Genomic DNA, 26,662 nt, shown 5'->3' with positions numbered 1-26,662 from the left:
GTCAATTTTATTAACACACTGATTATTACCTAAATATACTAATTTCTTTCACCGGGCCTGTAAGTTTCTTCTGCCCTTTTTAAAACATCTTTCTTATAAAAAGGTACTTCTTTCCAATCTATATTTCTGTACCTCTCAATTTGGTCATTAAAATATGGAGAATCAGGATCACCACTTTGCCCACCTGCCAAAATACTTTTGGCTTTAACGGTTTCACCAAATTCAACCACTGCTGCAAAACTGTTGCCCCTTGTACCGTATATCTTTTTTGCGCCTTCGGTGGTGTATCGCGCACCGTATGCCGCCAAGGCTCCCCACCTACCGGAAGCAAACCCTATTGGAATACTTGGTTTAGCATCATCAAAATGCTGTACGATATCTCCTGTAGTTCGCTGATATCTATTTACTTCTCCCCATGGCATTTTCCATGTACCAAAATCTGACTCAATTTGGTTGATTACTTCTTCAAAAATGGGCAATACGGCTTCTGTGTTGTTCCCAAAATAAATCATGCGCTCCATATCACTTATTCCTTTTGGTTGGTTTGCATGTTTGCCTATTGCGGTACCATAAAAATGTGCCAATGTCATGGCTACTTGATCTTCTCCCGTTGTATAGTCCCATTCCTCAAGCATCTTAATCGGCTCTTTTAATTTCGGATTCTTATCGTTATGAGAATTATAAGCTTTTACCAAGCCAGGTATCAAAGCTTTGAATGCCGGTAAATACGGATCATGCGCTAACTGAATAAGACTATCAATGGTGTACCCTTTTCTGTCTTTCAATAATTCTATGGCATGAACGCCTCTAAAGTTCTCTTGATCTCTAGACATGTAATACGGGTAGTCTTCCTTCTTTGGACTAAATTCTAGTGCTGATGTAAACGGAGTAGAATTACAATTCTGAATCCAACCGTTCTCTGGATTTAATACTAGAATATTCTCATCTACCGTATGCAAACCTTGCCAATCTGTTTTAGGGTTGCTACCATCTACCGGTTTTGTATAATTAAATTGAACATCTCTTTTTGGAACGTAATTACCATGAAAATAAGCGATGTTTCCTTCCGCATCTGCATACACTGTATTGTTACTTGAATTGGTACGAATATCCATCATATCCCGAAAACCTTTGTACCCGTTTTGTTTTGTTCGGATGAATGATTGCTCTAACGCTTTCACCGGTTCCCACATCATGGCAGATGCCGTCCATTGGCCATCTGCAACATGGGTTATTGGTCCGTGGTGGGTTCTGTATGCAGGATACTTTTTCTCTTTCAATTCCTCTCCATCCAAATATTTCAATAGTATCTCAGATGATTGCACCGGTAGTAGTTCTTCTCCGTATTGATAGAATAAATTATCATCGTTCTTAACTATTGTCTCCTTAAATTCATCCATAACATCGGTATAAGTGGATGTATGCATCCATCCGGTTTTTTCATTAAAACCTTGATAAACGAAAAACTGACCCCAAGTTACCGCACCATAGGCATTTAATCCCTCCTCTGAAACTACATGAACTTCCCCCCTAAAATAAAACGAGGTATGCGGATTGATCAATAACAGCGGATTACCGGACTGTGTCAACTTTCCTGAAATAGCAATACCGTTAGAACCTTGTGGCTCCTCGGCTTCTTTTTCCTTCTCTAATTGCAACAATTCCATTTCTGGTAATGCCATATCGCTTTCATAGAAGGCAGCAATCTTCTTAGTTGAAATTCGCTCAATATCCCCACCAATGGATCCTTCACTAAAATACATGGGCATCCATGGCTCAAAATGCGTCAACAATCTAGGTTTTACATCTGGGTGCGTATGTAGGTAGTAATTAATTCCATTAGCAAAGGCATTACACAACTCTTTTAACCAAGCGGGACTCTTATCATAATTCGCTTTAGCCTCTTCTTCTGTCATGAACAGTTTTGCGCGCAAATCGCTATACAAAGCCTCTTCGCCATCTACTTCTGCCAACCTACCTGTTGCCCAAATGTAGTTTTGCTCTACGCGATTAAAATCATCTTCGCATTGGGCGTACAATAACCCGAACACTGCATCGGCATCTGTCTTACCATAAATATGAGGGACTCCAAAGTTATCTCTTATTATTTCAACATTAGCAGCTTGGGCTTCCCATTTTTCAACTTCAGGGCTTTTTGGTTTTTCTGTCTTACATGATAAAACCAAGACAAATGCTAACAAGTAAATTATTCTGTTCATGGATACTATTTATTTTGAATATTTGAGATACATAAAAGTACTTGAATTTTACCAACTTCCGCTTGCTCCACCACCACCTGAGCTTCCGCCACCGCCAGAAAATGAACTACCACCACCTGAAGAGCTACTGCCCGAACCGAAAGAGTGGGAACCTGATGAAGAAAATGTTTTTCTGTAATATGTTCTATCGTTCTTTAGCCACGAAATACTGAAACCTTCGTTATCAGATAGTTTAAGCTTAAAAAAAGCGATTATGGCAGCTATGCCAAAAAACGGTAGTAATAACCACAACAGAACTTTAGGATGATCAAAAATTCGCATGGCAAGATCTTGGTCTGCGGTATAAATACTATACCCCACAAAAAGAGGCACCACCATAAATACCATACCAAAAATAGTAGAAATAGAACCTCCTAAAAGCATAAAAACACCAGGTAATACGCCTAATTTACCCATAAATATTCCTCTAAAAACCTCTATAATATTTCTATAGCTTTTAAGAAAGAAAAAACCACCTACCCCAATAAATATTGACAGAAAAACACCAAGAAAAATGTTCATATAAAGCCTTTCCTTCCGTTTTTTATCTTCAATTTCTTGTTTAAACTCATCCAAAGCTTCAGGGTTATTGAGAAACGCTATAAGCTGATCAGTAGCCTCATCAACACCATCAAAATATGCCTCCTCCTTAAATTTGGGAATCATCGTATTTCTAATAATTCTTGAAGCAACGGCATCTGTAATGTACGGTTCCAACCCATAACCTACCTCTATTCTTACTTCTCGGTCCAATTCTGAAAACAGAATCAGTAATCCGTTATCCTTTCCTTCTTGTCCAATTTTATTTTGATTGAACAGTCCGTTCGCATAAGACTCAATGGTATCAAAACCCAACTCATCTATCGTGACTATTACTAGTTGATTGGTAGTATTCTCCTCAAACGCTACCAAACGCTGATTTAAATCTGCTGTTTGACTTGCTGTGAAAATGTCCGCACTATCGGTTACGAAATCACGCAATTCATAGTATTGCTCTTGTGCATTCGTATAAAAAGTAACTAATAAAAAAAGAAAAATGGTTTTTTTAAGCATCGGTCGGTAATCAGGATACTCAAATATAAAAACCTTTATCCATACTCTTAGCCAATATCAAAACCTATTCTAGATTCGGTAAAACTTTAGAATTGAAGTAACTTGCAACTCATTGCCGATCGGTCTCGACTGCGCTCGAACGGACAATGGAATAATTAAACAGTAATTAGTTAGAGCAAACACCTATGGCAGAAAAAAAAGTAAGCATACTAACAGCTTTCAAAACAATTATATGGCCACGCAGAAAACTGGTTTTGTTGGGTTTATTGCTTATCGTAATCAGTAAAGCTGCTAGTTTTGTGGCACCGGTTTCTTTACGATACTTTTTAGATGATATCATCCCTAATAAAAACTATGACCTATTAAAAATATTGGTTGCCGTTGTTATTTTTGCATTTTTGATACAAGCGGTCATGTCTTTCCTACTTACCAAAGTGCTTAGCATTCAGGCACAATACATGATTTCCGAGCTTCGTGCACAGGTACAAAAGCAAGTACTTTCATTACCTATTCGATTTTTTGACAACACCAAATCCGGCTCATTAGTTTCTAGAATCATGAGCGATGTGGAAGGGGTTAGAAATTTAATTGGCACCGGACTCGTACAACTTGTTGGTGGTACCATTACCGCTGTAGTGTCTCTTGTATTGTTATTGAGAATTAGCCCAATAATGACCTTATTGACTTTTGTACCCTTAATATTATTTGCATTCATTGCTCTAAAGGCATTTAAGATTATAAGACCTGTTTTTAGGGAGCGTGGTAAAATTAATGCAGAAGTAAAAGGAAGATTAACGGAAACTCTTGGTGGAATTCGCGTTATTAAAGGCTTTAACGCAGAGGTGCAAGAAAGTAAGGTTTTTGAAGAAGGGGTTGACAAACTATACCAAAATGTAAAAAAGAGTTTAACGGCTACCGCTTTTATGACCAGTGCTTCTACCTTTTTATTGGGATTGGCCACTACAGGGATTATGATGGGGTATGGTGGATACCAAATGATGCAGGGCGAATTGACTACGGGCGAGTATTTTGAGTTTACTTTTCTTCTTGCCCTAATGGTAGCGCCCATTGTACAAATGAGCAATATTGGAAGCCAGCTAACCGAAGCTTTGGCCGGTTTAGATCGTACCGAAGAATTGATGAACAAGGTTTCAGAGTCTGACGAAAAGGACAGAACTATGGTGCTTTCCCAATTAAAAGGAGATATGGCTTTTAAGGACGTAAGCTTTGCGTACGAGGAAGATAAAGATGTCTTGCACAACATTAGCTTTGAAGCTAAATCTGGTGATGTTATTGCCCTTGTGGGTAGTTCTGGATCCGGGAAGTCTACCATTGCAGGTTTAGCGGCTAGTTTTTTAAATCCGGATTCAGGAGTGATCACCATAGATGGCACGGACCTTTCAAAAGTTGACCTAACCAGTTTTAGACAATTTTTAGGCGTGGTTTTACAGGATGATTTTCTATTTGAAGGCACTATTAGAGAGAATATTCTTTTCCCTAGACCAAATGCTTCTGAAGAGGAATTACAAGCAGCGATCAAAGCAGCGTACGTAGATGAATTTACAGATAGATTTGAAGATGGATTGAATACCGTTATAGGGGAACGTGGCGTAAAATTATCTGGTGGTCAACGCCAGCGTATTGCCATTGCCAGAGCTGTGTTGGCAAATCCAAGAATCTTGATTTTAGATGAAGCCACCTCTAACCTTGATACGGAAAGCGAAGCTTTAATTCAAAAGAGTTTGGCTGAACTAACGAAAGGAAGAACCACTTTTGTCATTGCGCACCGTTTAAGCACTATCAGAAAAGCAAATCAGATTTTAGTGATTGAAAACGGACGTATTGCCGAACAAGGAACCCATGAAGAGCTGATTGCCAAAGAAGGCAGATACCATAATCTGTTTACGTATCAGGCTAGGATATAATTTTAGGAGTTAGGAGAAAAAATAAATACAAATTCAAATTCAAAAAACAAGTTCAAGTTCGAAAATTGTTGTTGGTTGTTGGTTGTACGAATAATAAACAATGTTATTTAGCGCAGTGAAAAACTTAGGAACACGAATTTAACAGATTTCTTCGTCGCGAAATGCTTCTCGCAATGACGTAAGCAATAATCTTTTCGTCATAGCGAGCAAAGCGTGGCTGTCTGTTTATTTGGAACTCGTATCCGCTTAATAGCTGTTGGCTGTTGGCTGTTGACTGTTGACTGTTGGCTGTTGGCTGTTGGAAAATAAATTTTTATTTTCCAGCACAAGACTATTACGAGCTCTTTGAATCAATCAAACAGATTACTTTGTTTATCTGATTGCATCTCGTTTTCTCGCAATGAGATTTATAGATCTTCTGGAGCCAACTCTACTTTGAGTCCGTCCATGTCTTCAGAAATATGCAATTGACAGCCTAAACGTGAATTATCTTTCACATTAAAAGCTTCGGACAACATAGCTTCTTCGTCATCGCTCATTTCCGGCAATTCGTGGTCAGATTCCACATAACACTGACAAGATGCACACATTGCCATACCTCCACAAATACCTATGGTTCCTTCTGGCGCCAGTTCATACGAACGTACGACTTCCATAAGGTTCATATTCATGTCTGTTGGGGCATCAATTTCATGAGATACTCCGTCACGGTCTATTATTGTAATTTTTATATCGGTCATAAATTAGTGGGTTAGTGGGTTAGTGGGTTAGTGGGTTAGTGGGTTAGTGGGTTAGTGAAATATATTACTTCATTGATTTAATAAAGGCATATAACATTTTTGATACTTGATTAGTTTCATTTATCAATTCTAGTGCCATTTCTTTTTCTACATATGCTAATCTTTGCGCAAGATAAAGCATGGATCTTAGTTCACTGTTGGAAGCTAAAGAAAAATATAAAAAGCGTTTAAAATCCGCATTAGAACTTCTTTCAAAACCTTCAGCTATGTTATTAGAAATAGATACTGAAGCCCTAGTAATCTGATCCCTAAAACCAAAGTCTTTTAAATCCCTAAATTGTTTATAGATAAGAACCGCTAAATCCTGAGATTTCTGCCAAACCTTTAGGTCTTCAAATCGTTGTATAGTCATCTTTACTAATTCACTATTTCACTAATCAACTAATGAACTAATTCACTTACTTTATTCAATCTTTTTCACCACCGCTTTAGGCGCTTCTTTTTTTGTTCCATCAAATCCGCTTACTCCACCTACGGTAGTGTATTTCATTACGTACTTCTTATCTGGATGAATTTTTTGAAAGGCGCTTTGGCACATTAGCGTTGCTTCGTGAAAACCACAAAGTATCAATTTTAGTTTACCAGGATAGGTATTGACATCTCCAATGGCGTATATACCCGGAATATTGGTTTGGTAATCAAAGGTATCAACCTTTATGGCATTTTTTTCAATCTCCAATCCCCAGTCCCCAATAGGTCCTAATTTGGGAGATAGCCCGAATAAAGGAATAAAATCATCGACCTCCAAAACAAGCTCTTCCTTAGCATCTGATATTTTTCTGATTAGAACAGATTCTAATGCTTCATCGCCATTTAAGGCAATAATTTCAGCGGGAGTAATCAGATTAAGCTTGCCTTGATTCTTCAGTTCCTGAACCTTTTCCACAGAATCCAAAGCGCCCCTAAACTCATTTCTTCTGTGCACCAATGTGACCTGAGCAGCTACATCTGCCAAAAATATGCTCCAGTCCAATGCCGAGTCTCCACCACCCGCAATAACCACTCTCTTATCACGATACACTTCTGGATCCTTAATCATGTAAGCAACACCGTTATCTTCAAATTTTGCTAAATTATCCAACAAAGGTTTTCTAGGTTCAAAACTTCCTAACCCACCTGCAATGGCTATAACCGGGGCATTATGCTTTGTTCCCTTATTGGTAGTGACCACAAAACTACCATCTTCTAACTTTTCAATAGTTTCGGCTCGTTCGCCCAAAGTAAAACCTGGTTGAAAAGATTTGATCTGCTCCATAAGATTATCCACCAAATCGCCCGCCAAAACTTCTGGAAAGCCCGGAATATCATAAATAGGTTTTTTTGGATAAATCTCTGCACACTGACCACCAGCCTGTGGCAAGGCATCTATTAAATGGCACTTAAGTTTTAGGAGTCCTGCTTCAAAAACGGCAAAAAGACCCGTAGGTCCCGCGCCAATTATTAATATATCGGTCTTAATCATTACTAAGATGGTTTGTAATATTTCTCAAAATTATCATTCTATTGTATTAAATATCATGACAATTATCAAGATCTAAGCTTCTATATTAATTACATTTTGAATTTGTGGTGCGTATTTCTTAATGGTCATTTCCACACCGCTCTTTAAGGTCATTTGATTGACACTGCAACCAACACAAGCACCTTCTAAACGCACTGTAACCGTTTCTTCTTCAATAGAAATAAGACTAATGTCCCCACCATCGCTCTGTAAGAAAGGTCTAATTTCTTCCAATGCTTTTTCCACATTCACTTTTAGCTCTGTTGCAGTCATATCTATTTTTTATTAACCGGCGAACAACCCGCCATTGTAGTAATTTTTATTGCTTCTGTAGGTGGCATTGTCTTGTTTCTAGCAACCACCTCACTAACCACCTGCTTTGTCAATTCTTCAAATGCTTTTTCTACAGGTGTAGCGGTTTGCAAAGCCGCAGGCCTACCAACATCACCAGCTTCACGTATGCTCTGTACCAATGGCATTTCGCCTAAAAAAGGTACATTTAAATCTTCTGCCAGGTTCTTAGCGCCTTCTTTACCAAAAATATAATATTTGTTTTCCGGCAGCTCTGCAGGTGTAAAATATGCCATATTCTCCACGATTCCTAAAACAGGAACATTTATAGAATCTTGCTGAAACATGGCCACACCTTTTCTAGCATCTGCCAAGGCAACCTCTTGTGGTGTACTTACTACAACGGCGCCTGTAACCGGCAAAGATTGCATGATACTCAAATGAATATCACCGGTACCCGGTGGCAAATCGATCAGCATAAAATCCAACTCGCCCCAATGTGCATCAAAAATCATTTGGTTCAATGCTTTTGACGCCATAGGCCCTCTCCATATAACCGCTTGGTCACGTTGGGTAAAAAACCCAATAGACAATAATTTTACTCCGTAATTCTCTACAGGCTTCATTTTAGATTTACCCTCTACGTTTACCGCCAATGGTTTCTCATTGGCAACGTCGAACATAATAGGCATTGAAGGACCATATATATCAGCATCTAAAAGACCTACTTTAAAGCCCATTTTTGCCAAGGTAACCGCAAGGTTGGCCGTTACCGTAGATTTACCCACACCTCCTTTACCAGAGGCTACGGCTATAATATTATTAATACCCGGTATAGGCTTACCTTTAATTTCGTTCACCTTTGGTTTTGCCACAGGTGCTTCAACCTTAATATTGATCTTAATCTTAGCTTTTTCATACACCTCTCTGTGGATGACTTTTAAAATCTCCACTTCAGTCTTTTTGCGTGCTTGTAAACTAGGGTTGGCAATGGTAATATCTACCTCTACCTCATCACCAAAAATTTGAATATTGGTTACCGCACCACTTTCTACCATGTTTTTGCCTTCCCCGGGAACCGTAATATGCTCCAAAGCCTTTAAAACATCCTTCTTATCTATCTTCATTGTATAAATTCATTCAAAACCTGCCCATTGACAAGTAGGTTACAAAGATAATCCTTAGTTATCAGATTAGGAAGCTAGCGTATTGAAAATGAAGATGCCATTATAAACAGATCCTCTTATTCATAGATATTCAATTCACATTTTTTTATGATTTGGCAATTCACATAAATTTTTCAAAAGACGTACATTAGAATCTTCTTAAAAAACCAACATACATGTACCAACCTATCAAAAGATTATCCCAACTCTTCTTTTTTAGTCTACTTACCACTTTATTAATTACATCTTGTTCCAGCTCTAAGAACGATTTCTCCAAAAAAGACGTTAAGCGCTCTCAAAAACTAATAGGGCTTGATTTTGACAAGAAATACATAGACACCTTATACCCCTATTTACAGCGGAATAAAGAAGGATTTGATTCTCTTAGAAAATACACTCTGGATTACGATGTAGTTCCTGCGGTTAGATTTGACCCATTACCAATGAATTTTACGCCAAAACCACAATCTGGGTTTCCAGAATGGGAAATTCCAAATAACATTGACGTACCTGAAAATAAAGCTGATCTAGCTTTTTATTCAATACCTCAACTAGCATCCCTAATTAAAAACAAAAAAATTAGCTCGCTAGAATTGACCCAATTTTTTATTGAACGCTTAAAAAAATATAACGACATCTTACAGTGTACCATAACCATAACCGAAGAGATGGCACTGGAACAAGCTAAAACCATGGATGCCGAACTTGCCAACGGAAAATATCGTGGAATTCTTCATGGCATTCCTTATGGCGTTAAAGATTTAATGGCAGTAGAAGGTTACAAAACTACGTGGGGAGCAGCACCCTACCGCGACCAACAAATTGATATGACCGCCACGGTGGTGCAAAAGTTACAGGATGCAGGTGGCATTTTAGTAGCCAAGTTAGTTTCTGGTTCATTGGCACGTGGTGATGTTTGGTTCGACGGTAAAACAAAAAATCCTTGGGATACGACACAAGGAGCATCGGGTTCTTCCGCGGGCTCAGGATCGGCAACCTCAGCAGGACTAGTACCTTATTCATTAGGAACAGAAACCCTTGGCTCTATATTATCACCAAGTACCAGAAACGGGATTACTGGATTACGCCCTACTTACGGTAGAGTAAGCAGACATGGTGTAATGAGTTTAAGCTGGTCTATGGACAAGGTAGGTCCTATGACCAGAAGTGCTGAGGACTGCGCAATTGTTTACAGCGTAATTACAGGCAAGGACCCTAAAGATGGTATGACGACGGATTTACCTGACGGATTTGAACCCAACAAAGACTATAAGTCTCTTAAGGTTGCCTATTTAAAAAATGACATTGAAAAAGACTCTTCACTTAGTAAAGAAAATTTAGATAATGCCGTGAAGAAATTTGAAGATATGGGCATTTCCTTACACGCCGTAGAACTACCTAAAGATGTGCCCTACAACAGTTTTGATATCATTTTAAGAGCAGAAGCGGGTGCATTTTTCGATGATATGGTCCGAGCTGAAGAAGTCGATAAAATGGTAGAACAACACCAACGTTCAAGAGCAAATTCATTACGCCAGGCACGCTTTATTCCCGCAGTGGAATATATACAAGCCAACAGACAAAGACAGGTACTTATTGAAAAAATGCAGGCCGTTATGAAAGATTATGATGTGCTTATTTCACCAAGTTCCGGCAACAGACTTTCAATTATTACAAACCTTACCGGTCATCCGGCAATTTCTATTCCTACTGGGTTAGATAAAAAAAAGCACCCAACCAGTATCACACTAATTAGCAACTTGTATGATGAAGCTAGTATTCTTTTATTAGCAAAAGCATTTCAAGACCAAACGGATTTTGATGAAATGCATCCTGAAGGGTATACGGATTAGTGATTCGTTGATTGTTAGTAGTTAGAAAGCTATAATTTTAATTAACTCGGAAAGCTATTTAATTGTGATGATTTATCCTAATTTTTTAAAAATTAGGATAAATCATCATTTCAAGACTAAATCTGTCTGCCGTCTAAAAGATTGATAATTCTTGAACCATACTCCGCGTTCTTTTCCGAATGCGTTACTTGAATAATGGTGACGCCTTCTTCTTCATTAAGCTTCTTAAAAAGCTGCATGATTTCTTCGCTTTGTTGAGAGTTTAGGTTGCCTGTTGGCTCATCTGCCAATATCAGTTTTGGGTTTGCAATTAATGCTCTTGCCACACCAACCAATTGTTGCTGACCACCACTTAACTGTGTTGGGAACAAATCTTTTTTACCAACAATGTTGAATCTATCCAACATATCGGCTACCAAAGCTTTACGTTCAGAGCCCTTTATTTTCTTATATAATAAGGGCATTTCTAAATTTTCTTCTACCGTAAGATCATCTAACAAATGGTATGACTGAAACACAAAACCTATATATTCTTTATACAGATTAGAACGGTATTTTTCTTTTAAGGTATGTACCGATTCGTTCAAGAAATCATACTCTCCTTCATCAAACGTATCTAGCATACCTATAACATTCAATAATGTAGATTTACCTGAACCGGACGGACCCATAATTGAAATGAATTCGCCTTCCTGCACTTCTAAATTAATATCCTTTAGCAAAAACACGCGTTGACCGCCTTGCTGTACCCATTTGAAAATATTTCTTAATTGTAATAACATCTTTATGTAGTGAATTAGTTGATTAGTGAAATAGTCAGTTAGTGGTTAATGGTTAAATCTTATTTATTATTCCGTTCTCAGGCTTTTTATGGGATTGTTATTCGCTGAATTCAGAGTTTTAATTGTCATAATCAATAATGATATTACCACCATAAGAATACCGCTTAAAGCAAATACCCACCAGCTCAATTCGGTTTTGTTAGCAAATTCCTCCAACCAACTATGTAATCCATACCATGCAATTGGCGCAGCAATAACAAAAGCGATCAATACCAGTTTTAAAAAGTCTTTGGACAAAAGTATATTAAGTTGAAAAATATTGGCTCCAAGAATTTTTCGAATCCCTATTTCTTTTGTCCTACGCTCAGTGGTGTGAATAACCAACCCAAATAATCCCAAACAACTTATTAAAATTGCCAAGCCTGTTGCCCACTTTAAAAGTGTCGCTGTTTTTTGTTCGCTTTCATAAAATTGTTTTACAGTATCATCCATAAAAGCGTATTTAAAATCGGACTCAGGATAAGTTTCTTTCCATATACTTTCTATTGATGATATAGTTTCTGACCAATTAGAAACTTCATTAGGATTTAATTTAAAATGAATTGTTTTAAATTGTGTCCACTTGCCTGTATATGAACTTCCAGTAAAAGCCATTGGAGATACTCCATATTTTAGGGAATGCTGATTAAAGTCATCCATTACACCAACTATAGGCATATTATCCCCATCAACTACTAAATTCTTGCCTATTATATCTACAGCATTTTCTACACCTACGACTTTCAGATACGATGTATTCACTACAAACTCATTAATAGAATCATTTAAAGGCATTCTACCGGCTAATAATTTTAAATTATATAAATCAAAATAGTTAGCAGTACCATACATGAGCTGCAAATCTGAATTAACTTCCTTGCTGTCATCTATAAATTTTACCGCCATACTCATGGTAGTAAATGAAGCCGGAGGATTACCTGCTAATACAGCACTTGATATACCCGGCAAATCTTGCACTCTATTAACAAACCTTGTTCTTTTTACTGCTGATGTATCTTGCCATGGAGTTTTAAAATATGCGATTGCATCTGTATTAAAACCCATATCTTTTTTCATAATATAGTTTAACTGTTTACCTACCATTAATGTAGCTATGATAAATATCTGTGCAATTACAAATTGAAATACGGTTAAATACTTTCTTAACAACCCCTTATCTGAACTTGGTGTTATTTGTTGTTTTAAAACCGAAACTGGTTTATATTTTGACAACACGAGGGCAGGATAAAATCCGGACAAAATAGTCACTGCACCAAGTAAAAGGAAGACACCCAATACCAACCAAGGACTTAAAAAAATATCAAAGCTCAACCCGGCAGGAATAAAATCTGAAAATAAAAGAAGTAACCATTTTGAAAGAAAGAATGAAACTACGGCTGCAGATAAGGTCAAAAGAAATGTTTCTCCCAAATATTGAGAAATTAATTGAAATCTTGAACTCCCTAAGGTTTTTCTAATACCTATTTCTTTCGCTCTTTTAATTGCTTGCGCCGTATTTAAATTAATGAAGTTTATACAACCTAAAATCAATAAAATTAAAGCCAACAACATTAGACTTTTTAATGCTGACATTGTTGTACGGCTATCGTTGAAATCAAAAGTACCGTAGTTAGGATTTAAGTGTAAATCATTTAATGGTTGCAAATTGAACTTACTCGTACTCCCACCTTGGTAGGTATCTTCTGGTTCATTATGATCATCTGCAATTTGAGTAAGTGTTTTTTGAACATTATCTGCACTGGTATTCTCAGAAAGTTTTATAAAAAGTTGCGAGGCAGAATTTGTATTGTTCCAATCCGCTTCATTAATCGCATTGGTCATATCTTGTGTATCCGCTGTTTTTAAAGATATAAATTCTTCAAAAACAATATCTGTACGATCATTAAACCCTGCTATAATACCAGAAACCGTAGTGTGTATACTGTCATTATAAACCAGGGTCTTACCTATAATATGCTCTATTTCTTGATTTGGAAAATATTTTCTTGCACGTTCTTGCGATAGCACTACCATATTTGGTTCTTCTAAAGCAGTTTGTGAATTTCCAGCTAACCAATTATATTCAAATGTTTGGAAATATGAAGGTTCTGTATATATTACAAATTCGGGATCTTTAAACCTATTACCGGTTGCCGAATTTTCTACATGTAAAGGATAGATCGTAAAAAATGGAGCAACGGTTTCAATTTCCACCATTTTTAAATCTTTGAGCTCTTGTGCCAATGGAACGGCAACACCTGCGTTATGAAACACTCCAGACGCACCTTCAAACGAAGTAGTGACCCTATAAATCCTTTCACCATCTTGATGAAAATTATCGAATGTGAGGTCATAAAAAACCATTGCCCCAATTACAAATGCAGCGCTAAGACCAATAGAAAGCCCTAAAATGCTTATTATAGAAAACACCTTATTTTTCCAAACATTACGAAAAGCTATCTTTAAATAATTACGAAGCATAATAATTAAATTTTATTCCGTTCTTAAGCTTTTAACAGGGTTCGCCGCCGCTGCTTTCATAGTTCTTGCTCCTACCGTCAACAACGCAATTAAAGCTGCCAGCATTCCTGCACCAATGAAGAACCAAATACTCAATGGCACCCTAAAAGCATATTCCTGCAACCACTTATCTAAAGCAAACCATGCTATGGGCGCCCCTATTAGGAATGCCAAGCCTACCAATTTTAAAAAATCTTTGGTCAACAGTATGGTTATGGATGATGTACTTGCACCTATAACTTTACGAACACCTATTTCTTTTGTACGTTGTGCAACGACTAATAACGACATAGCAAACAATCCTATGCAACTAAGAACAATACCAAGTACCGAGCCGGCTGTAATAATAGTTGCCATCGTTTTTTCACGTCTAAAGGTTCTGTCTATATTTTCATCTAAAAACGAGCCTAAAAATTCTGCGTTTGGCTCAACCTTTTGCCAAGCATCTTTAATGGCATCAAAAGAATTTGCCATATCTGCCGGTGCTACTTTTACATAGGCATAATACAAATCAAAATTATCATCAAGAAATAAAGTCAATGGTTCTATACTTCTACTGATATCTTGATGATTATAGTTCTTTAATACCCCTATGACATTATAGGCTACGGAATCTTCATCAAAATATATTCTTGTGGCCAAAGGATTATCCTCTTCGTTCAGCTCTTTTACCATGGCTTCATTGATGACCATGCTTAAGCTATCCGCACTATATTCCTTACTGAACATACGCCCTTGCAACAATTGTAGATCTAAGGTTTTTGCATAATCATAGTCTACATTAAGTACATTACTCTGCACTACCCTACCTTTATGTTCAAACCCGAACTTACTGATGGACATGCTGCCGTCTTTTCCTCGTCCTAGGTTATTGTCCGACCCGGTTACACTTAAAATATTTCTATTTCCACTAAGTTCATTTCGCAACAACTCTACAACTCGGTAACTATCTTTTTTTCCGTTCAACGGTATGGACACTACCTGTTCTTTATTAAAACCAAGATTTTTGCTTCTCATAAACTCTAACTGTCCTTGAAAAACCAAAGTGCCGGTAATCAACACAATAGCAATTACGAACTGTACGACGATCAACGCATTTCTTACTCCGTTTTTGCCCAGTTCCCACTTACCTTTTAAAGCCTTCAAGGTATTTAGCTTGCTCAATAGTAATGCCGGGTACCCACCCGTAATCAATGTGACCAATAAAACCCCAAAGAAACAACCCGCTAAAATTGTAGGTGCCATCATATTTGAAAAAGTAGCCTGGGTATTAAATAAGGTCTTAAATGGGTCTATTAACACATTGGCAAGAATTAATGCCAACACAATAGCAATAGCAAATACCAACAAACTTTCTAACCAAAACTGTCCAAATAGCTGTCCTTTTACCGCACCTAACGTTTTTCTCATGCCTATTTCCTTCAGACGCTTTTCACCCAAGGCAATGTTCATGTTCACAAAATTGGCACAAGCAATAAAAATAATTAAGAATGCTATACCCAGTACCAAATACGGAAATGTTCTTTTTACCTGTAAGGTTTCTGCATTGAAATTAGCGAAATGCATATCTGTACTAGGCAATAATTTAAGTTGCGCATAATTGCCGTTGACATCCGGTTGAGCGCCATCACGTTTCATGTTATTGATCTGCTCCTCATTATGTAATAGCGTAAAATCTACCGTACTTTTTTCAAATTGCGAAGTAGTTACCCCTTTCTCTAATTGCATATACACTGGGTGATTTCTAGAATCCCAAGCATCAACATATTCTTTATAGTCCCAATGAGTGGTGAACGGTATAGCGATTTCAAAATTTATACTACTATTGTTTGGTATGTTCTTTAAAATCCCAGAAACTGTAAAAGGCTTTTCCTCTTTTCCTATTTGAAGTCTAATTATTTTACCCAAACCATTAGTAGATCCAAATAATTTCTTAGAAACTTCTTCAGTTATGGCAACCGAATTTTGATCTGGCATAGGCTTGGCACTATCCCCTATAAGGGTTGGAAAACTGAATATGGAGAAATAGTCCGTATCAACAAATTCTGCATCTAAATTATAATCGTTCTCCCCAAAAGAAACCAATACATTTTCACTTAAAGCTCTTGTTATATGCTTTATGCCGGGCACTTCATCCTTTAAAGCCGGAGCAAAGGGAACGGGGTTAGCAGTTGACAATTCCGACCCTTTTGGAGTTTGAACATTGTAATACACTTGATAGACCGACTCTTTGTTCTCATGAAACTGATCATAAGATAACTCGAACAAAACGGTGATGGTCAACAATAGTGCAATCGCAAATGCTAAGGTTAAGCCCAAAATATTAGCCGTGGTAAACACGCGGTTCTTTATCAAATTTCGCCAAGCGATTTTAAAATAATTCTTTATCATGATTACACTATTTTGATTGATTGATTGATTGATTGATGATATATCTATTATTCCGTTCGTAAACTTTTCACTGGGTTTGCCCTTGCTGCCTTAATAGCTTGAGCACCCAATGTAAATGCCGTTATGCACAAGGCAATACAACCAGCCAAGGCAAACATCCACCATTGAATTGATATACTGTATGCAAAACCGCCCAGCCATGCATTCATCATATACCAGGCAACAGGGAATGCAACAAAAGCCGCAATGCCCACTAAAATCATATAATCCTTGGAAAGCAATACCACAATTTTCAGCACACTTGCACCTAGAACTTTACGAATACCAATTTCTTTTATTCTTCTTTTTGCCATAAAAGAAATAAGACCGAACATACCTAAACATGAAATAAATATGGTCAATAAGGCTACGACGTTTACCGTTTTCAACATACCGTCCATTAAACGATATTGTCCACTTACTTTTTCGCTAAGATCATTTTGAGAATAGTTTTTTCTAGAATCTATTTTAGAGAATGCGGAAGCTATCATATCCTTAACCTCTTTTTCCTTACCGTCTACTACCCTAACAGTTAAATATCGATGTTTATCCAAATCATCTTCACTTCTATAATAATGTACCAAGGGCTCAACAGCATTTTGCAAGTCTTGATAATGAAAATCTTCCATGACACCAACCACAGGATTCCCGATAAAATCGTCCTTTTTAAATTTTAATCGCTTACCTTCTATTGTTGTCCAGCCAAAAGCGGCCATAGCAGTTCTATTAATTATTACTGGTCTTTCCTCTACACCATCCATTTCTTTACTGAAATTTCTACCTTTTACTATTGGAATTTTTAATGTGCTTAAATAACCCGCATCAGTAAATGAACGACGCAGACGCACATCCCTATCGGTATTTGCATCATAAAACCGGGTATAATTAAAGTAGTAATCTGATGGTATTGCCTGACTTGTAGCAACATTAGTGACATACGGATTTGCCTCTAGGTCATTTAAAAGCGCCTTGAAGCTAGACTTGGCAGCATCCAAATCTTTAAAATCAAGATCGATATTGCCCACTATTACGTGTTCTCTTTCAAAACCTAAATCAGCCTTTTTCATAAAACTGATCTGACTGTTCAGAATAACGGCAACACAAATAAATAGAATAGCTATGGAAAACTGAATAATTATAAATGTATTTCGCAATATAAAACTGCCTTTTGCGCTATCTATTTTTCCTTTAATGCCTTGTGAAACTGGTAAAGAAATAAATCGTAATGTTGGCAAAATACCAACTATTAAAGTCACCAAAACACCTAATAAAATAGCACCTATTACTACTGGATAATCATTTGCCAGACTAAAATTTATCTCACCAAATTCAGCACCAAAAATATCGTTCAATTTTGGCAATAAAAAGCCAAAGAAAAGTCCGCCGGAAATCAATATAGAGAGTAACACCAAAATTCCGTTTTCCAGGCAAAACTGAGTAATTACTCCCTTTTTACCACCACCTAAAATTTTACGTACAGCAATATCTTTTGTTCTACGGAACATGGTAGAGGTATTTAAATTTAAAAGATTAACAAGTACAAGAAGCAGTACAAAAATTGATGTAGCAATATTTCCCGCTATAATTATTTCTACTACGGGTATAGAATCAATACGCACATTATTATGTGGTATCACTTCCATTCTTGAAATAACAGTTGGGTCTTCATAATTTTCTTTCACCAATTGACCTACACGTTTCTCAAATTGCTGAATGTTGGCATCTGAACGAAGTTTCATAAACACCGGAGAAAAACTACTATCCCAATTGTTTTGATTTTTAAATGCTATGTTATCTTTTAATATCGTATTCGGCATTAAAATATCTAAACGAAATGAAGAATAAGGACTTATGGGTTCTAACACACCAGTTACAGTAAGATTTAAGGTGTCTGCCGCTATTAAACTTTTCCCTACAGGATTCTCTTCCCCAAACAATTGCTTACTTACCTTGTCGGTCAAAACAATAGAATACTTTTCATTTAGGGCAGAATTATGATTACCATATTTTAATGGCAAGGCAAAAACATTAAAAAATTCAGGATCGGCATAGGTAGTTGTTTTCTGAAACTCATTATCCCCTACCTCTAACCAAATATTGCCCCAACCGTGTAAATGTGTGCCGGCAACTACTTCTGGGGAAGTGCTTTTTATTTTATCCAATAACGGATATACCGCTTCATTATAATCATTGCCGTCTGCCAAATGTGTCTTTAGATAATAAATATGTTCCTGATCCGGTATCATATTATCCGCCACGTAATAAGCGTACACTGAAAACATAAGTGTTAATACACCACCAACACCTATACTTAAACCTAAAAGATTTAATGAGGATAGCAATCTATTTTTCCAAAGATTCCTAAAGGATAGTTTTAGATGATTTCTTAACATTTTTTAAAATTATTCCGTTCGTAAACTTTTCACTGGGTTTGCCCTTGCTGCCTTAATAGCTTGAAAACTTACCGTGGCAATGGTCACTAACATTGCGCCCAACATGGCTACCGCAAAAATCCACCATTTGAGTACTACTCTATACGGATACTCCTGCAACCATCCGTTCATAATGAAATAAGCTATAGGTACGGCAATAAAACAAGAGATAACCACCAGTTTTAAAAAGTCTTTGGACAACATATTCCATACATTAAAAATAGACGCTCCCAATACCTTACGCACCCCTATTTCTTTCTTTCTTTGCTCGGCTACAAATGATGTCAACCCAAATAACCCCAAACAACTAATTAAAATTGCCAATGCCGTAAATACTCCCGAGAGTGTACCAATACGTTCTTCCGATGCAAACTTTTGACCATATTCGCTATCTATAAATTCATATTCAAAGGGAATATCCGGAAAATGCTCCTTAAACACATTCTCTACGGTGGCAATACTCTTAGATGCATTGTTATTAGGATTCAACCTTAGGTTATAATAACTGGCATTATTGAACCTATCATACACATAAACACCTTGTTTTACCGGTTCGTAAGGTGATTGGGTGATCATGTCTTGAACAACACCTATAATTTTTAATGGCGGATTAGGGTCTTCTTCGTCATCGTCTCGTAATAACTGCCCTACAGGATTCTCCATACCCAGATATTTCTTTGCGGTTTCATTGATCAACACCCCTAATGAATCAGTTGCAAAATCTCTTGAAAAATCGCGCCCTTCTAAAATTTTAAGATTCAATGATTTTGCGTACTCCGGTGAAACTTCTGTCCACGCTAAATCTTCTTGAAAACCTTCTGGTTTGCCTTCCCATGTAAATCCGCCTCTATTAGACCATATTTGGGTAGTTGGACTACTGGAAGTGGACATTTCCACTACCGCTCCGGACCCTATGAATTCGGTTCGCATTAAATCATATTTCCCCACAAAATCTTGACTGAACGTCGGTATTTGGATCAATCCTTCCTTATCATACCCAACAGGTCTATTTTTTGCAAAATTGATTTGCTGCATTACAATCACCGTACCTATAATAAAAGCTACCGAGACCGTAAACTGAACTACAACCAATACCTTTCTTGGCAACCCTGCGTACTTTCCGGTCTTGAACGTACCCTTAAGCACATCTACCGGTCTAAAAGATGATAGGTATAACGCCGGATAGCTACCTGCCAACAAGGAAGTGAACACTATAAACACCAATGACACCATCCAAAACATACCATTATCCCACGGAAAGGATATTTCTTTTCTAGATAGCTCATTAAATCCGTTCAAGGAAAGTAATACCAACAATATGGCTACTACAAATGCAAAAACAACCACAAGAAACGATTCGCTCAAAAATTGATAAATCAATTGCCCTCTTTGAGAACCAATAGATTTACGTATGCCAACTTCCTTGCCCCTTTTCTCTGAACGGGCGGTACTCAAATTCATAAAATTGATACATGCCAACAGTAATACAAAAGCTCCAATGACACCAAATAACCACACGTACTTTATGCGCCCACCTTCTTGTTTTCCATTTTCAAAACTGCTACGCAAATACCAATCTTTCATTGGGAACAAAAAGATCTGCGGATTAAACTGAGCTGTATCTTCGTTTAAATCTTTCTTTACGTTTTTAATATTATTGGTTACCTGCTCAATGGTTGTATTATCTGCCAATTGTACGAACATTTGAAATGAATTGTTGCCCCATTGATCTTCGGCATTTTTTATCCATTCGTTCACTGCCAAATACTTCTCCCAAGGAATAATATAATCGGTATCGTTAAATGAATTATTGACAGGTATATCACTGTACACCGCGCTTACATTCAACTTGTGCTCATTACTTACGGTAACCGTTTTACCTATGGGGTCTTCATTACCGAACAAGGCATCTGCCGTTGATGCTGATAACATAATGGAATTGATCTCCCGTAGCGCATCTTGCTCTCCCTTAATAATATCCAGACCAAAAAGCTCAGGTCCATTTTGTTGCATGTAATTACCTGGTCTAGATATGCTCTTTTCACCATATTTTAAGTAATGGTCATTGGTCCAAGAACACATGACCAAATGCTTAAAATTATCACCGTAACCATCTCTTAAGGCTTTCTCCAAAGGTCTTGGTATGGCAGGTCCTGTTCCTGTTTCGCCATTAAAGGTTTGCGATTGAAAAACTTGGGCTATACTTTCTTTATTCTTGAAGTAGCTATTATAGGACAGCTCATCTTGGATCCAAAGTCCAATAATTAAAGTTACCGCCATACCAAGGGCAAGTCCGCCCACATTTATAACAGTATACCCCTTATTCTTAAGTAGATTTCGCCAAGCAACTTTTAAATAGTTCTTAAACATGATCGTTCGTTTTTTGATTGATGATTAGTTGATGCTAAACATTGATTGATTGATTGATGATATAAAATATGAAACTAATTCCGTGCCACTATAGTAAACATCTAATTATCAACTACTTAAAATGACAGTGCATTTTCGTGTGTAAAATATTTTGACAAAAGATGTACAATATATTTACAATGACTACTTAAAAATTAGAATGTTACACCATTGTCATCAATGCAAAACCAAGTTTTGACCATACATTTCAAAAATTACTCTGAACGCAAGCTTTTTACGGGATTTGCTGCTGCTGATTTTAATGATTGCAGTCCCACAGTCAAAAATGTGATTACCATAACAAGTACACCACTTGCCAAAAACACCCACCACTTAATTTCAATACGATACGTAAAACCCTCTAACCATCTAGAGATAAAGTAATAGGCTATTAGTGATGCTAATACAAAAGCAATGAGTACCAATTTAATAAAGTCTTTAGTTAGTAATTTAACTACTGACCGTACACTTGCGCCCAACACTTTGCGCACACCTATTTCTTTTTTCTTTTGCTCCGCTACATAGGAGATAAGTCCAAATAAGCCCAAGCAGCTTATGAATATTGCTAAAATGGTAAATCCTACAGAGATAAACCCTAAACGCTTTTCTTCTTCATATAACTTTTCTACTTCTTTATCTACAAATCTATAATCAAAAGGGATGTTACTTAACGTAGATTTCCATTGTTGTTCCAAACCTTGTAGCAACTGACCATAATTTTCTGTGTTTGCCTTAATAAACAGCCAATTAGGATCCGTTTCCTTATGCAAGAACAATGGCTGAATCTCTTCTTTTAAGGAAGCAAAATGATAGTTTTTTACCACACCTATAATTCGTAATTCATCAATTTCATCGCCATAACTTTGCATTAAAGTGGCACTTAACGCGTTTTCAATATCAATATTAAAAGCCTTTAACGTAGCCTCGTTCACTATGATCTGGTCTACGGTATCGGCAGCATTGAAATCCCTACCTTTCAACAATTCTATACCCATGGTGTTAAAATAGCCATCGCTAACGCCGTTACGTTTTACCACTGTTTTATTTTCCTTATTTCCGCCAGGCAAGTAAAATCCATTATCTGCCAATATAATTTCCGACGGCGAATAATTTCCACTTGACACTTGTAATACGCCCGGTACTTTTAAAAATGATGCTTTTAAAGATTCAAACTTATTAGATGATTCTTCGGTCCCTACCCGCAATGCCAAAAGGTTATCTTTCTTATAACCTAAGTCTTTGGTTTGGGCATATTTAAACTGTTGGCCTATAATAATTACCGTACTTATTAAACATATAGAAATTACAAATTGAAATACTACTAAAGCTTTTCTAAACGTAACGCTACCAGATTGTAAAATAGCCGAACTTTTTAATGCTCTCACCGGTTTTATAGAAGATAGGACAATAGCAGGATAAACACCTGAAGCCAAACCTGTAATTACGCCTATAGCCAATAATATTACCAAAATCTGCCATTGGTACAAACTTGTATAGGTCAATGATTCCTGTGTAACTTCATTTACAAATGGCAAAAGCAATATAACTATAGGAATACTGATCAACATGGCGAATATGGACAGTAACAAAGACTCGCCCAAAAATTGTCGCATTAATGCATTTTTACCTGCGCCAACTACTTTTCTAACCCCAATTTCACGCGCCCTTTTACTAGCCCTAGCCGTACTAAGATTTATAAAATTAATACATGCCACCAATTGTATAAAAAATGCCAAACTCAGTAAAAAATAAAGGTAGGTACTATTGGATACGCGACCCAGCTGATTTTTTCTACCGTTGGAGTACAGGTGAATATCAGTAACCTTTGTAAGCTCTAGCGTCTTACTGCTCATACCGGCATCTTTTAAATCTTGCGCTCCTCTATCTTCCATAAACTGGGGCAATTTCCGTTGAAGACCTAAACCACTACCATTTGAGGTCAATTTCACATAACTGTAGGCAAAATTATTGGTGGCAAAGCTCTGGAAGTTCTGCACAAAGGTTCCCATTCCCGGGGTACTCATGCTTACAATGTAACTAGGATTAAAATGCGTTTTATAAGCCTTTTCATCATAAACTCCTTTTACGGTAAGGGTTAATGCACTTTCCCCACTGCCCCAAACTACAGTTTTGTCCAAAGGACTGGTTTTGCCGAATAACTTATCGGACAAGTATGATGACAGCATTACGGTATTAGGTTCATCTAAAGCCGTTTTTACATCACCTTCAAGTATTTTAAAATTGAATACTTTGAAAAAAGTTGAATCTGCCAAATAGACCCTTGGTTCATAGTAAGCATCTTTACTATTTGTCGCTCTTATTAGTGGACTGTAAAATGCATCGGTCAATACAACTCTGGTTGCTTCTTCTACCTCGGCAAAATCTTCTTTTAATGCAAATGCTATTGGTGGTGACGAGGTGGCGGAGTCAAAAGATTCTTGACCATCACGATCTATAATTGTCTCCACCCTATAAATTGATGATGCCTCGGTATGGTGCTGATCATAACCCAACTGCGCAAATACATATAACAATATTACTAAACAGCTTACGGTACCAAGCGTAAGACCCAATAAGTTGATGATAGTTTGCTGCTTGTTCTTTATTAAATTACGCCAAGCTATTTTGATATAATTCTTTAACATGATGTTCTTTTTGATTGATGAAGTTTGATGCTTTGCTTACTCTGACCGTAAACTCTTAACAGGATTTACAATTGCCGCTTTTATACTTTGGTAGCTAACCGTTAGTATTGCTACGATAATGGCAAGCACAGCCGCCAACAGGAATACCCCAACACCAATCTCAATTCTGTATGAGAAATCTTCAAGCCATTTATTCATGACAAACCAGCCTATGGGCAAAGAAATCAATATGGCTACGCCCACTAATTTTAGGAAATCTACCGTAAGTCGGTAAGAAATTTGACTTACAGTAGCTCCCAACACTTTTCTAACACCGATTTCTTTTGTTCGTTTTTCGGCATTAAAGGCAGCTAATCCAAATAATCCCAAACAAGCAATAAAAATGGACAGCATAGTAAAAATGAAAAATATCTGACTCAGTTTTTGTTCGGCTTCGTAGGTGGTATTAAAGGCTTCATCCATAAAACGATAATCAAAAGGTTGACCAGGCGCCATGGTGTTCCACGTATTTTCTATCGCAGCAATATTATTGGCATAATTTCCACCACTCATTCTTACCGCCATGTTCTGTGCATTTGAATTCAAATGCATTCCCAAAGCGCCTATATTCGTTCTTAACGTTCTATAATGAAAGTCTTTGACCACTCCAATTATGGTATAATAGGCAGGATTTTCTTGATCCATTTCCTCGGATATACGCATGCCTAAAGCTTCTTCTGCCGTAACTTTTAAAATAGGCAGCGTAGCTTCATTGATAATAATTGCTGTAGAGTCTGATGCATAGGCAGGATTAAAATCACGACCGGCAACCAGTTCCATTTCCATAGTTTTTAGATAATCTGTATCTACATCCCACTCTTGCATTTGAATGGCACTTTCTTGATCTCTAGAACCTTCTTCAAAGAACGAAGTATCTGACCGCCAAGATGGCGTTGGATAATAATTGCTCAACGTAGCACTCTCTACAAAACCCATATTAGCAATCTGTTCTTTAAAAGCCTTGGTTTTGGACCCTAATGCACCCAATTCATTTATTAGCAATACTTGGTCCTTGGAGAAGCCCAAATCTTTATTCTGTATGTAATTCAATTGCTGAAATACTACCAAGGTGCTGATAATAAGAAATACCGAAATTGAAAATTGAAAAATTACCAAGGCATTACGTACCCTACCATTGCCCACACTTTCAGAACTGTTACCTTTTAACGTTTTAACAGGTGTAAACCTCGACATAAAAAATGCAGGATAACTTCCTGACAACAGCCCAAGTAACATAGTTGCCCCCAAAAGTGCCAACCAGAATAAGGGCCGCGTAAACGGAATTTCAATTGATTTACCTGTAAAGCCATTGAAAAACGGCAAAGCTACCAGTGTAATCAATAGTGCCGCTAACAAAGACACAAATGCAATTAATCCTGATTCGGTTAAAAATTGAAAGACCAAATTCAGTTTATTTGAGCCCAAGGTTTTTCGCACCCCTACTTCTTTAGCTCTCTTTAACGAATGAGCCGTAGACAAATTCATAAAATTAACACTTGCCAATATGATCAAGAACAGCCCAATAAAAGAAAGAATGTAGATATTCTGAATACTGCTCGTTGCACTCATTTCCGAGCTTTTATCTGAATGCAAATGAATATCGGTCAAGGGCATGGTGTGGTACCGAATATAATTACCGGATGCCGCAAACGACTCTGCCGTCATACCAGGAAAATACTTTTGCGCCCATGGCAACATATAACGCTCTAACATACCTTGTAAAGGCTCTTGAAAATCTTCAGCCTTGGCTCCGGGAATTAACTTTATAAATGTAAAATAATTATTACCGCCCCAATTTTCTTCTCTTGATGCCACGTTGCCCGCCATTGCCAAAAACACACTGTAATCATTGAAATAAGAATTTTTGGGCATATCTTCTATGACACCGGTTACCGTATAGGTATCGGTATTATCCAACAATAAATTTTGACCTATAACATCAGTAGAACCAAAATGTTTTTCTGCTGCAGTTTTAGTAAGCACTAATGAGTTAGTCCCCGTTAATGCTGTTTTGGCATCACCCGCAAGTAAGTCTATCCCAAAAAATTCAAAGACAGTGGAATCGGCATAAGTGATATGGTTTTCTTTGGCACTTCTGTTTCCCCCAACTTTCTTTACATAAGCACTACCTATGGTCCTAAAACGCACTGAAGCTTCTACCTGTGGATAGTCTCTTTTTAAGGTTTCCGCCATTGGTGCGGCAGATTCCCCAGCCTTAATTTCCGCTCCACCAAATTTAATATCAGAGTCTATACGATAAATCCTATCTGCATTGGCAAACATTTTATCATAACTAAGCTCATCGTAGATATAAAGCGATATAATTAATGCCCCCGCCATTCCTATGGCTAGACCGAAGGTGTTTAGAAAAGTGAAAAAGGCTTGCTTTTTTAGACTCCTCCAGGCGATTTTTAGATAGTTTTTAAACATGGTTCTCGTTTTTTGATGCTTGATTACGGAATATCAAATTCTATTTCTATGCCAAGAATACAAAATATTGATTTTCAATTATTTATGAA

16 protein-coding genes are annotated in these 26,662 nt (G+C 37.2%); 2 read left to right on the top strand and 14 right to left on the bottom strand.

The window, feature by feature from the left end:
* Window positions 1–38: 38 nt before the first annotated feature.
* Both CSC80_RS08495 and CSC80_RS08490 read right to left on the bottom strand, forming a co-directional pair.
* Entirely contained in the window at window positions 39–2,219 is a 2,181-nt protein-coding gene (locus CSC80_RS08495; RefSeq protein WP_099191024.1) for an acylase, read from the bottom strand.
* Window positions 2,220–2,267: 48 nt separating this feature from the next.
* On the bottom strand, window positions 2,268–3,311 hold the full coding sequence (locus tag CSC80_RS08490) for a TPM domain-containing protein (protein WP_099191022.1): 1,044 nt from the start codon (window positions 3,309–3,311) through the stop codon (window positions 2,268–2,270).
* 185 nt (window positions 3,312–3,496) lie between these two features.
* On the opposite strand from CSC80_RS08490, the gene CSC80_RS08485 reads away from it, so the two are divergent.
* Complete coding sequence (locus tag CSC80_RS08485; RefSeq protein WP_099191020.1) at window positions 3,497–5,236, top strand: ABC transporter ATP-binding protein; 1,740 nt, start codon at window positions 3,497–3,499, stop codon at window positions 5,234–5,236.
* 407 nt (window positions 5,237–5,643) lie between these two features.
* Here CSC80_RS08485 and CSC80_RS08480 read toward each other — a convergent pair whose 3' ends face one another.
* The 5 genes from CSC80_RS08480 to CSC80_RS08460 all read right to left on the bottom strand — a co-directional run bounded on the left by CSC80_RS08480 (window position 5,644) and on the right by CSC80_RS08460 (window position 8,955).
* Window positions 5,644–5,976, bottom strand: coding sequence for a 2Fe-2S iron-sulfur cluster-binding protein (locus CSC80_RS08480; RefSeq protein WP_074670196.1), 333 nt, complete (start codon window positions 5,974–5,976; stop codon window positions 5,644–5,646).
* Window positions 5,977–6,040: 64 nt separating this feature from the next.
* Window positions 6,041–6,388: a four helix bundle protein gene (locus CSC80_RS08475; RefSeq protein ID WP_058104968.1), complete on the bottom strand. Its 348-nt coding sequence runs from the start codon at window positions 6,386–6,388 to the stop codon at window positions 6,041–6,043.
* A 51-nt stretch (window positions 6,389–6,439) separates the two neighbouring features.
* Entirely contained in the window at window positions 6,440–7,498 is a 1,059-nt protein-coding gene (locus tag CSC80_RS08470; RefSeq protein ID WP_099191018.1) for an NAD(P)/FAD-dependent oxidoreductase, read from the bottom strand.
* A gap of 72 nt (window positions 7,499–7,570) precedes the next feature.
* Window positions 7,571–7,810: a NifU family protein gene (locus tag CSC80_RS08465; RefSeq protein WP_058104966.1), complete on the bottom strand. Its 240-nt coding sequence runs from the start codon at window positions 7,808–7,810 to the stop codon at window positions 7,571–7,573.
* A 2-nt stretch (window positions 7,811–7,812) separates the two neighbouring features.
* Window positions 7,813–8,955, bottom strand: a complete 1,143-nt coding sequence (locus tag CSC80_RS08460; protein ID WP_099191016.1) for an Mrp/NBP35 family ATP-binding protein — start codon at window positions 8,953–8,955, stop codon at window positions 7,813–7,815.
* A gap of 215 nt (window positions 8,956–9,170) precedes the next feature.
* On the opposite strand from CSC80_RS08460, the gene CSC80_RS08455 reads away from it, so the two are divergent.
* On the top strand, window positions 9,171–10,847 hold the full coding sequence (locus CSC80_RS08455) for an amidase (protein ID WP_099191014.1): 1,677 nt from the start codon (window positions 9,171–9,173) through the stop codon (window positions 10,845–10,847).
* A gap of 116 nt (window positions 10,848–10,963) precedes the next feature.
* Here CSC80_RS08455 and CSC80_RS08450 read toward each other — a convergent pair whose 3' ends face one another.
* From CSC80_RS08450 to CSC80_RS08420, 7 genes are all read right to left on the bottom strand, one after another.
* Window positions 10,964–11,629, bottom strand: a complete 666-nt coding sequence (locus CSC80_RS08450; RefSeq protein ID WP_058104963.1) for an ABC transporter ATP-binding protein — start codon at window positions 11,627–11,629, stop codon at window positions 10,964–10,966.
* A gap of 66 nt (window positions 11,630–11,695) precedes the next feature.
* The gene (locus CSC80_RS08445; RefSeq protein WP_099191012.1) at window positions 11,696–14,149 is read right to left on the bottom strand and encodes an ABC transporter permease; all 2,454 of its coding nucleotides are present in this window, start codon (window positions 14,147–14,149) and stop codon (window positions 11,696–11,698) included.
* Between the two features lie 12 nt (window positions 14,150–14,161).
* Entirely contained in the window at window positions 14,162–16,579 is a 2,418-nt protein-coding gene (locus tag CSC80_RS08440) for an ABC transporter permease (protein ID WP_099191010.1), read from the bottom strand.
* Window positions 16,580–16,626: 47 nt separating this feature from the next.
* Entirely contained in the window at window positions 16,627–19,011 is a 2,385-nt protein-coding gene (locus tag CSC80_RS08435; RefSeq protein WP_099191008.1) for an ABC transporter permease, read from the bottom strand.
* A gap of 9 nt (window positions 19,012–19,020) precedes the next feature.
* A complete protein-coding gene (locus CSC80_RS08430; protein ID WP_099191006.1) occupies window positions 19,021–21,420 on the bottom strand; it encodes an ABC transporter permease in 2,400 nt (799 codons plus the stop codon).
* Window positions 21,421–21,674: 254 nt separating this feature from the next.
* Window positions 21,675–24,104: an ABC transporter permease gene (locus CSC80_RS08425; RefSeq protein WP_099191004.1), complete on the bottom strand. Its 2,430-nt coding sequence runs from the start codon at window positions 24,102–24,104 to the stop codon at window positions 21,675–21,677.
* Between the two features lie 36 nt (window positions 24,105–24,140).
* Window positions 24,141–26,573 carry an ABC transporter permease gene (locus CSC80_RS08420; protein WP_099191002.1) on the bottom strand — a complete coding sequence of 811 codons (2,433 nt, stop codon included), beginning with the start codon at window positions 26,571–26,573 and terminating at the stop codon, window positions 24,141–24,143.
* Window positions 26,574–26,662 lie beyond the last annotated feature (89 nt).

The organism is Maribacter sp. 6B07 (genome assembly GCF_002700155.1).
GTDB classification, from domain to species: Bacteria; Bacteroidota; Bacteroidia; order Flavobacteriales; family Flavobacteriaceae; genus Maribacter; species Maribacter dokdonensis.
The sequence above is the reverse complement of the archived record's forward strand: the minus strand, read 5'-3'. Positions and strand labels throughout refer to the sequence as shown.

Excerpts from the sequence above, each read along its gene's own strand:
- CSC80_RS08465 (WP_058104966.1), bottom strand. The coding sequence starts at position 7,810 with ATGACTGCAACAGAGCTAAAAGTGAATGTGGAAAAAGCATTGGAAGAA.
- CSC80_RS08495 (WP_099191024.1), bottom strand. The coding sequence starts at position 2,219 with ATGAACAGAATAATTTACTTGTTAGCATTTGTCTTGGTTTTATCATGT.
- CSC80_RS08425 (WP_099191004.1), bottom strand. The coding sequence starts at position 24,104 with ATGTTAAAGAATTATATCAAAATAGCTTGGCGTAATTTAATAAAGAAC.
- CSC80_RS08420 (WP_099191002.1), bottom strand. The coding sequence starts at position 26,573 with ATGTTTAAAAACTATCTAAAAATCGCCTGGAGGAGTCTAAAAAAGCAA.
- CSC80_RS08470 (WP_099191018.1), bottom strand. The coding sequence starts at position 7,498 with ATGATTAAGACCGATATATTAATAATTGGCGCGGGACCTACGGGTCTT.
- CSC80_RS08490 (WP_099191022.1), bottom strand. The coding sequence starts at position 3,311 with ATGCTTAAAAAAACCATTTTTCTTTTTTTATTAGTTACTTTTTATACG.
- CSC80_RS08485 (WP_099191020.1), top strand. The coding sequence starts at position 3,497 with ATGGCAGAAAAAAAAGTAAGCATACTAACAGCTTTCAAAACAATTATA.
- CSC80_RS08440 (WP_099191010.1), bottom strand. The coding sequence starts at position 16,579 with ATGATAAAGAATTATTTTAAAATCGCTTGGCGAAATTTGATAAAGAAC.
- CSC80_RS08455 (WP_099191014.1), top strand. The coding sequence starts at position 9,171 with ATGTACCAACCTATCAAAAGATTATCCCAACTCTTCTTTTTTAGTCTA.
- CSC80_RS08460 (WP_099191016.1), bottom strand. The coding sequence starts at position 8,955 with ATGAAGATAGATAAGAAGGATGTTTTAAAGGCTTTGGAGCATATTACG.
- CSC80_RS08430 (WP_099191006.1), bottom strand. The coding sequence starts at position 21,420 with ATGTTTAAGAACTATTTAAAAGTTGCTTGGCGAAATCTACTTAAGAAT.
- CSC80_RS08475 (WP_058104968.1), bottom strand. The coding sequence starts at position 6,388 with ATGACTATACAACGATTTGAAGACCTAAAGGTTTGGCAGAAATCTCAG.
- CSC80_RS08445 (WP_099191012.1), bottom strand. The coding sequence starts at position 14,149 with ATGCTTCGTAATTATTTAAAGATAGCTTTTCGTAATGTTTGGAAAAAT.
- CSC80_RS08480 (WP_074670196.1), bottom strand. The coding sequence starts at position 5,976 with ATGACCGATATAAAAATTACAATAATAGACCGTGACGGAGTATCTCAT.
- CSC80_RS08450 (WP_058104963.1), bottom strand. The coding sequence starts at position 11,629 with ATGTTATTACAATTAAGAAATATTTTCAAATGGGTACAGCAAGGCGGT.
- CSC80_RS08435 (WP_099191008.1), bottom strand. The coding sequence starts at position 19,011 with ATGTTAAGAAATCATCTAAAACTATCCTTTAGGAATCTTTGGAAAAAT.